Genomic DNA, 7,842 nt, shown 5'->3' on the forward strand with positions numbered 1-7,842 from the left:
AGCAATGAAAAAAAGCAGGTCTCAACTCGCATACACGCCGTTTATCGTCGGGGCCGGCGCTGTTTTTTTGCTCGTTTTGACCATTCTGCTCGGTTTCATCACGCCCCGCGTCCAGGCTGCCGACAAGCAGCCTGACACCATCGCCACCGCCGACAACCGCCAGGACGGCATCACCTTAAATCTGTTCGACTATTCCGGATACGATGGCCAGAACGACGCCAGCAAATATTATCTGGATGAATATCCCAACGAAGTTGCCCCTGGAGATCTTGGCTGCCAGCTTAAAAAAGGCGACACCTCATCCATCAATTGGCAGACCAGAGGGGCCCACAGTAAGTCCGGTATCAACTGCAACTACAATACCGGCGAATTTCGCCGTCTCTTGTTTTCTTCCAGCGGCAAAGGGGGCGACACCCTCAACAATTCTTCCGGCAATGCGCCTCGGACCGGCATTGTTCAGAGCAGCTTGGGCAGCGACGGCTACCCGGTGCTCACCAACGACGCCACGACGCTGCGCACCAATGGCGAAAGCCTCAGCTACCTTTTCAACAACGACACCACCAATGCCAAAATCTACGGCAAAACCGTTTATCAAAACGTCACCGGTCTGATGACCAAAGATCAAAACGGCACCTATAGCTACAACAGCAATAATAACTACGCCTACTACGACCCCTCCCAGGGAAACGGCGGCAGCTTCAAGGTATACAATAGCACCTTTAAAAACGATGATGGTGCAATAGTCGGCTTCTTCCCTTTTGACGATTACGACGCTACCAAAACCGATACTCACAACTACGCGGCAGTCGCCAATCGCTACGACCACCATTTTGGGATGACCATGAGCGCCCAATTCTCTCTGCCCAAAGACGGAAAGCTGGACGACGGCCAGGACGCCACCTTCGACTACAGCGGCGACGACGACATGTGGCTCTTCATCGACGACGTCCTCGTCCTCGATTTAGGCGGCATTCACAATGCGCAACACGGTCAGATTAATTTTGCTACCGGACAGGTGCAGACTAACCCGGTGAACAAGGCTTCTACCACAACCACCACGACCCTCAGCCAAATCTTCAGCGACCATTGGGAAAACAACAAACCCCACACGATTAAAATGTTTTATCTGGAACGGGGCGGCTATTTGTCCAACCTCTCCATGACGATGAACATCATCACTCGAACCGTGAGCGTCACGAAAAGGGTGGACGGCACCACTGCCGACGCTTATTCAAAACAGGACTTCCACTACAAAGCCGAAATCCAGCGGCCAAACAGCTCGACGTGGGAACCCTACACCGGGCAGAAAGTGATCGACGGGGACACCTCTGACGTCAGCGACGGCACCTTCACCTTGAAACCGAATCAGACAGCTCAGCTCATCGACGTCCAGTCCACCTGGAAATACCGCATCATCGAAACCGGCGTCAGTGGCAGCGACTTTGACAAGGTCGCGATCAGCGGCAGCGATTCAAAGACCCAAACCCTCACCGACGGCCAAACAGCCGACGCCGCGAGCAGCGACCTCTCCGCGAGCAGCTCGACCAACGCGCTGACCTTCACCAACCACATCCGCGAGGCCACCAAACCCCTCACCGTGACAAAAGTCTGGGCGGACAACAGCAACGCCGATGGCGCCATTTCGAGCGTCAAGTTCCAGATCATCCAAACTGCGCACCACGCCGACGGCACCACCTCGGACACCGTCTGGCAAGACGCCGACGGCAAGGCAGTTTTCACCGCTGAGGCTTCTAATAACTGGCAGCACACCTTCTCCAATATGCTGGTGCGCAGCGGCAGCACGACGTACACTTATCAAGTAAAGGAAGTGGATGCGCCAGCCGGCTATATCGCCAGCTACACCAATAACAACAGCGGCAGCAGCCTGGCCGTGACCATTACCAACAAAAAAACTCACGCGCTGCCAAAAACCGGCGGCTCCGGCATTGACAAATGGCTCCTCGCCGGCGGTCTTCTGATGCTCATCGCCTTCGGATGGGCCGCAGCGCGAAAACAACTGTATCAAAATCATTCTTGATCCTGACCATTTAGATCGTGCAACACGAAATGAATCCCCTCTAAATCCATAAACACAAAGGAGAAAAACCATGCAAAAAACCATTCGCAAATCAAGTATCGTCCTGTTCGCGATTTTATTCGCAGCACTGATGGCCTTTGCGGCCCTTCCTGTTCATGCGCTCAGTTTCGACCAGACGCTGACCATTCAAGGTGTAGAATCTGGCAATACCGTCACCGGTTATCAAATCGTTAAAGACGACGGCTCCGGCAACTGGGTCGTCGCCAACAGCAACATCAGCATTAAAAACCCGGAACAACCAACGGCGGCAGAAATCAACAAAATCGCTGGTCAGGTCAAAGGTCTGAACTTACAAACTGTCGACTTTAAGGAATCTAATGGCGACTACACCGCCACCGCGCCGGCCGCCGGTTCTTACCTCGTGCTGGTCACCAACGGCGCCAACGCCACCTACGTCTACAGCCCGATGCTCGTCAGCGCGGACTACGACGGCGCCAACGGCACCAAAACTTTGGACAAAACCACGGCTGACGCCAAAAAGACCCAGCCCGGCGTCGAAAAATTCATTACCAAAAAAAATGGCGCCGCACCATCTAACGCTAAAGGGGTTACCCTGGCGCCTGGAGATAAAGTGAGTTTTGAAATCACCCCGACCATTCCAAACTACGGCGCCGAATACACCAACGCGACCTACACCGTCGCCGATACGCTGACGAACATGACCCTCTCCGGTGACATTACCGTCACCGGCGCAACCGATAAAGATTACACCGTTACACAGACGGACAAATCTTTCACCATCGAATTCAAACAGGATTTCCTGACCAGCGGCAGCGCAAAAAACGTGAGCATCACTTACGACGCAATTCTGGATACCGCCGCACAAAGCGGTTTTGCCGACAACCCCAATAAAGTCAAAGTCACCTATTCCAACAACCCGAACACCTCGGACAACACCAAGACCGTTGAAAAACAAACCCATCAATACACCTTTGACATCGACGGCGACATCAACGGCGAAAACTCCGAACAGACCAAGGATATCGTCAAAGTCGGCGTCGATCAGAAGGGTGATCTCATCACGACTACCACATACGGCGACATGACCACAGACAAGAATCCGCTCCAGGGCGCAGAATTCACCCTGACCAGCCAAGATGGCAAGGTCACTAAAACCGTCACCACGGACGACAATGGCCTGATGAAAATTTCCGGTCTGGACGCCGGCAGCTACATTTTAAAAGAAACAAAGGCGCCGGCCGGCTACAAGCTCGACACCACGGAAATCCCTGTCACAATCAGCGCGACTTTAAATGATGACGGCACTCTGAAAGAATACGAGATCAACATCAACGGGACAAACACCAATACCTACACCGCGACTTACACCAATGGTACAAAAACCGTCGCAGCGGCTAACGCCAACAAAACGTCTCTGTTCAACGATGCGAAATCCAACGGACTGCCCGCAACCGGCGGCGCCGGGATCTTCTTCTACCTCATCGTCGGCGGCGCACTCGTAGCCCTCGCTGTGGTGCTCTACACCAAAAACCGTAAAAACCAGGCATAAGCTGACGTGAAATTATCCTGCAGAGCGGGTTTACACCCGCTCTTTTGTCATCACATGTTCTTAAGGAAATGCTTATGAAATTCAGAAGTCATTTAAATAAAAGGCGCTTCCTGACCGCGCTGCTGGCCGCTGTGGCTGCCCTATGCCTGGCCGCCTTTCCGGTTCACGCCGCTGTCAACAACGTGCCGCCTTTGAGCGGCCAGAAGGCCAGCCTTGAACTGCGCTTCATTTTCAACGATAATAAGACTCAAAAGGCGATCTCTGGCGCCGAATTCACCCTTTACCGCGTAGCGGATCTCAGCGTTTCGGGTAACACGGCGGTTTTCACACCGCTGACACCCTTTCAGGCACACCCAGTCGATTACGACCACCTGTCCGCCTCAGCATCAGAAAAGACCGCAGCCGCTTTTGCAAAACTCACCGCGAAAGCCCATCCAGCAGCCAACGCCACGACGGATTCGAACGGCACGGCCCGTTTTTCATCCCTGCCCTACGGGATGTACCTCGTGGTGCAAACCGGCACTTCGGGACAGGCGGCGGCTTACGACAAGGTCGAGCCCTTCCTTGCCATGGTGCCAGAAGGGGTCGATCAAGGCAATGGCCATTCCCTCTGGGATTATTATGCGGTTATCTATCCCAAAACCACAGTAAAGGCGAGACCCACGCCCAGTACGCCGGGCCAACCGAAATCACATCGGGTGAAAACCGGCGATACCACCTCGTTGTTTGAACGCGTCGGCGCAATCCTCATCGCCTCTGCGGCGCTGATTGTCCTCGCCCGTCGACTAAAATCTGAATAAAAGCCGGACTTCCGGCTTTTTTTGTATGGACTGATCTTATTGATATGATTCCAAAGCGAAAGGGGCCTATGACTTCCCAAACCCAATCTAAAAAACCATCTTCTAAAAAAAACAAGGCCGTCAACCTGCTGATTCTGATCATCTTTGTGGCCGGCCTCAGCATTTTCATTTACCCGATGGTCAGCAACGCCATCAACCGGCACCAGAACGCCGTCGCCATTGCAGACTACCAGGACAAGGTCAACAAGCTCTCCAAGGCTAAACGTCAGAAAATCCTCGACGAAGCGCAAGCTTACAACGCCCAGCACACCGTCAACAGCATCGAAGGCGACGTCTTCGACAAAAACGACCATTACGTGCTGCACCATCCCTACGACACCTTGCTCAATCCCGCCGGGGACGAGATCATGGGCTACCTGCGCATTCCGAAAATTCACCTGCGCCTCACCGTCTACCACGGCACCAGCGACAAGGTGCTGAAAAAGGGCGTCGGCCACGTCCAGGGCACGAGCCTGCCCGTCGGCGGCCCCTCGACCCACGCCGTGCTCGCTGCTCACCGTGGCCTGCCCTCGGCCAAACTCTTCACCGATCTGGACAAAATAAAGAAAGGCGACCGTTTTTACATCACCGTCGTCGGGAAAACCCTCGCTTACCAGGTCGATCAAATCAAAGTGGTGAAGCCCGATCGGGTCTCAGCTCTGGATATTGTGCCCGGCATGGATCTCGTAACACTGCTCACCTGCACCCCCTACGGGGTGAATACCCACCGTCTCCTCGTCCGAGGGCACCGCATTCCCTACATCCCGATTCAAGACGGCTTCGACTGGGACCGCTGGTGGCCGCTGTTCATGGCCGCCGCTTTGGCCGTGCTCACTGCAATTCTGATTTACCGGACCGTCAAAAAAAGTAAAAAGAACTGAAATCGAGCAAAGAAAAAAGACTTGTGCTATCAAAAAAGCATAAGTCTTTTTTCATTTACACATACCACTCCGGCCGCCTCAGTCCCGTGTAAGGCTTCGCCCGGCGCCGGTTCGCGGCATGACCCAGATCAACCTCCGCGTAAAGCATCGTCTCGCTGTCATCCGCCAGTGCCAGCGTTTCGCCGTCGGGGCCGACAACGAGAGAACGTCCGGAAAAAGTCATATCATCCTCAGTGCCGACCCGGTTGCCCATCGCCGCGTAGACGCTGTTTTGAAAGGCCTGAACTTTGATCTCCCACTGGAAAAGCGCATCAGGTTCGTCGATATTGTTCGCGGTCGGAATCAAAATCAGCTCGGCACCTTTCAGCGCCTCGGTGCGGATACTTTCGGGATAATGCCGGTCAAAACAGACGACAATGCCAATTTTTCCGATTTTCGTGTCAAATACCTTGAACCCGTCGTCTGCCGGCGTGTAATAATCCTGCTCGTAAAATCCCGGACACTGGGCGATATGTACCATCTTCTGCATGCCGAGAACAGCGCCAGTATCGTCGAGCAAAAAGCTGGTGTCATAGGCCTTCCCGTCGAAAGCCATATAAAAATTGGGCGAGGCGAAAATATGATGCGCCGCACACGCCGCCTGTACTGCTTTGAGCTGCGGGCTGTCCATCGTCATCCGATACTGGGAAGCGTCCTGCTCCGGGTGCTTCGGGAAAAAGGGACTGAGCTGAATTTCCGGAAAGAGAATTAAATCGGCGTCATGGGCTGCCGCTGCCTCGATCTTTGCCAAAGTCTTGTTCAAATTCGCTGCCATGTCCTCGGACATGCACATCTGCGCGATCGCTATTTTCATAAAGCCTCCGCTTCGTTTCGTTTTCCCTTATCATAACACAAGGAAAAATTGCGCGACAACCATGATCGCTTAAGAAAACACGGCAGAGACAAAACGCTCCCACTGGATAAAATCGAGAAAATTTTGGAAGAAGTTGATAAAAAACAAGGGTAAAAAACTAAATTCTACAGTTACTTGTCTGTATCGTTCACGAAAGAAACGATTACAACTGCTATAATAAGAGAAATTAGATTTGTAATCCTTTAACCATGCTTAATACGGATTACAAAAGGAGGGTAAATATTATGGCAAATCGTTTTATTTTAAATGGCGCTTCCTATCACGGACACGGCGCAATCGAAGTAATTCCAGATCTCGTAAAGAGCTATGGCTGGCAGAAAATTTTTGTGACCTCTGACCCGGATCTCGTTAAATTCGGCGTCACCGCAAAGGTCACTGATTTACTGGACAAAGCGGGTATCGCCTACACGGTTTACTCCGGGATCAAACCGAACCCGACCATTCAAAACGTTCAGGATGGGGTCGCGGCATTCCGCGAAGCTGAAGCGGATTCCATCATCGCCATCGGCGGCGGCTCCTCAATGGACACTGCAAAGGCGATCGGGATCATCATCAACAACCCGGAACACGAAGATGTCCGTTCCCTCGAAGGGGAAGTGCCGATGAAAAAGCACGCGGTGCCTACGATCGCTGTCCCGACAACAGCCGGCACCGCCGCTGAAGTCACCATCAACTACGTCATCACCGATGTCGAAAAAGAAAGAAAATTTGTTTGCGTCGGCCCGGATGATATTCCAGAAACTGCCATTATCGACCCGGACATGATGGCTTCAATGCCGAAAGGCTTGACAGCTTCAACCGGTATGGACGCCCTGACCCACGCCATTGAAGGCTACACCACAAAGGGTGCTTGGGAATTATCTGACATGTTCCATCTGGAAGCCATTAAGCTGATCGCAAAGAACCTGCGCGGTGCTGTCAACAACACACCAGAAGGCCGCGAAGGCATGGCTCTTGGGCAATACGTCGCCGGGATGGGCTTCTCTAACGTTGGCCTCGGTATTGACCACGCCATGGCCCACACCCTGTCCGCACACTACGATATGCCACACGGGGTCGCCTGCGCGATGCTGTTGCCGATTGCGATGGAATTCAACCGCGATTATGTCGGCGACCGTCTCCGCGACGTTGGACGCGCCATGGGCGTCGAAGGCATCGATGACATGGATGCCGAAGCTGCAAAAGATGCTGCTATCGCCGCCGTTAAACAGCTCGGCGAAGACGTCGGCATTCCAAAAACAACGGATAAAATCCGCGAAGAAGATCTCGATCAGATCGCCGCAGACGCGCTGAAAGACGCCTGCTATCCAGGCAATCCGCGCGAAGCCACACCGGAACAAGTTAAAGATATGTTCCGCATGCTCATGGCTTAAGCCATTCATTGTTGTCTCTATTTATTACTCATTAAAAAACAAGGTATTCAGGTGTCATCCTGAATACCTTGTTTTATTATTGATGTTTTGGATAATAACGAGCAATAAAAAAAGGCCTCGCAACGATCTATCCTCCCAGGCAGCTGCCCGCCAAGTACTTTCGACGTAAGAGAGCTTAACTTCTGTGTTCGGGATGGGAACAGGTGTGTCCTCTCTGCTATAGTCACG

The 7,842-nt window shown here is 52.9% G+C and carries 6 protein-coding genes and 1 rRNA gene; 5 read left to right on the top strand and 2 right to left on the bottom strand.

Features of this window, described 5'->3' with window-relative positions:
- Positions 1-4: 4 nt before the first annotated feature.
- The 4 genes from FYJ52_RS08550 to FYJ52_RS08565 all read left to right on the top strand — a co-directional run bounded on the left by FYJ52_RS08550 (position 5) and on the right by FYJ52_RS08565 (position 5,328).
- On the top strand, positions 5-2,038 hold the full coding sequence (locus FYJ52_RS08550) for a fibro-slime domain-containing protein (protein ID WP_154576811.1): 2,034 nt from the start codon (positions 5-7) through the stop codon (positions 2,036-2,038).
- Between the two features lie 70 nt (positions 2,039-2,108).
- On the top strand, positions 2,109-3,608 hold the full coding sequence (locus tag FYJ52_RS08555) for a SpaA isopeptide-forming pilin-related protein (protein ID WP_154576812.1): 1,500 nt from the start codon (positions 2,109-2,111) through the stop codon (positions 3,606-3,608).
- Positions 3,609-3,682: 74 nt separating this feature from the next.
- A complete protein-coding gene (locus FYJ52_RS08560) occupies positions 3,683-4,408 on the top strand; it encodes a pilin N-terminal domain-containing protein (RefSeq protein WP_154576813.1) in 726 nt (241 codons plus the stop codon).
- A 68-nt stretch (positions 4,409-4,476) separates the two neighbouring features.
- Positions 4,477-5,328, top strand: coding sequence for a class C sortase (locus FYJ52_RS08565; RefSeq protein ID WP_154576814.1), 852 nt, complete (start codon positions 4,477-4,479; stop codon positions 5,326-5,328).
- A 55-nt stretch (positions 5,329-5,383) separates the two neighbouring features.
- Here FYJ52_RS08565 and FYJ52_RS08570 read toward each other — a convergent pair whose 3' ends face one another.
- Entirely contained in the window at positions 5,384-6,181 is a 798-nt protein-coding gene (locus FYJ52_RS08570; RefSeq protein WP_154576815.1) for a carbon-nitrogen hydrolase family protein, read from the bottom strand.
- Between the two features lie 284 nt (positions 6,182-6,465).
- Between FYJ52_RS08570 and fucO the strand changes: the two genes are divergently transcribed.
- Entirely contained in the window at positions 6,466-7,614 is a 1,149-nt protein-coding gene (gene fucO, locus FYJ52_RS08575) for a lactaldehyde reductase (protein WP_154576816.1), read from the top strand.
- A 114-nt stretch (positions 7,615-7,728) separates the two neighbouring features.
- On the opposite strand, the gene rrf is transcribed toward fucO, so the two are convergent.
- Positions 7,729-7,842, bottom strand: a 5S ribosomal RNA gene (rrf, locus tag FYJ52_RS08580); the annotation flags it as partial.

The sequence above is a fragment of the Pseudoramibacter porci genome (assembly GCF_009696145.1).
GTDB classification, from domain to species: Bacteria; Bacillota; Clostridia; order Eubacteriales; family Eubacteriaceae; genus Pseudoramibacter; species Pseudoramibacter porci.

Bases quoted from the DNA above. Each gene is read 5' to 3' on its own strand.
- FYJ52_RS08570 (WP_154576815.1), bottom strand. From the start codon at position 6,181: ATGAAAATAGCGATCGCGCAGATGTGCATGTCCGAGGACATGGCAGCG.
- FYJ52_RS08565 (WP_154576814.1), top strand. From the start codon at position 4,477: ATGACTTCCCAAACCCAATCTAAAAAACCATCTTCTAAAAAAAACAAG.
- FYJ52_RS08560 (WP_154576813.1), top strand. From the start codon at position 3,683: ATGAAATTCAGAAGTCATTTAAATAAAAGGCGCTTCCTGACCGCGCTG.
- FYJ52_RS08555 (WP_154576812.1), top strand. From the start codon at position 2,109: ATGCAAAAAACCATTCGCAAATCAAGTATCGTCCTGTTCGCGATTTTA.
- FYJ52_RS08550 (WP_154576811.1), top strand. From the start codon at position 5: ATGAAAAAAAGCAGGTCTCAACTCGCATACACGCCGTTTATCGTCGGG.
- fucO (WP_154576816.1), top strand. From the start codon at position 6,466: ATGGCAAATCGTTTTATTTTAAATGGCGCTTCCTATCACGGACACGGC.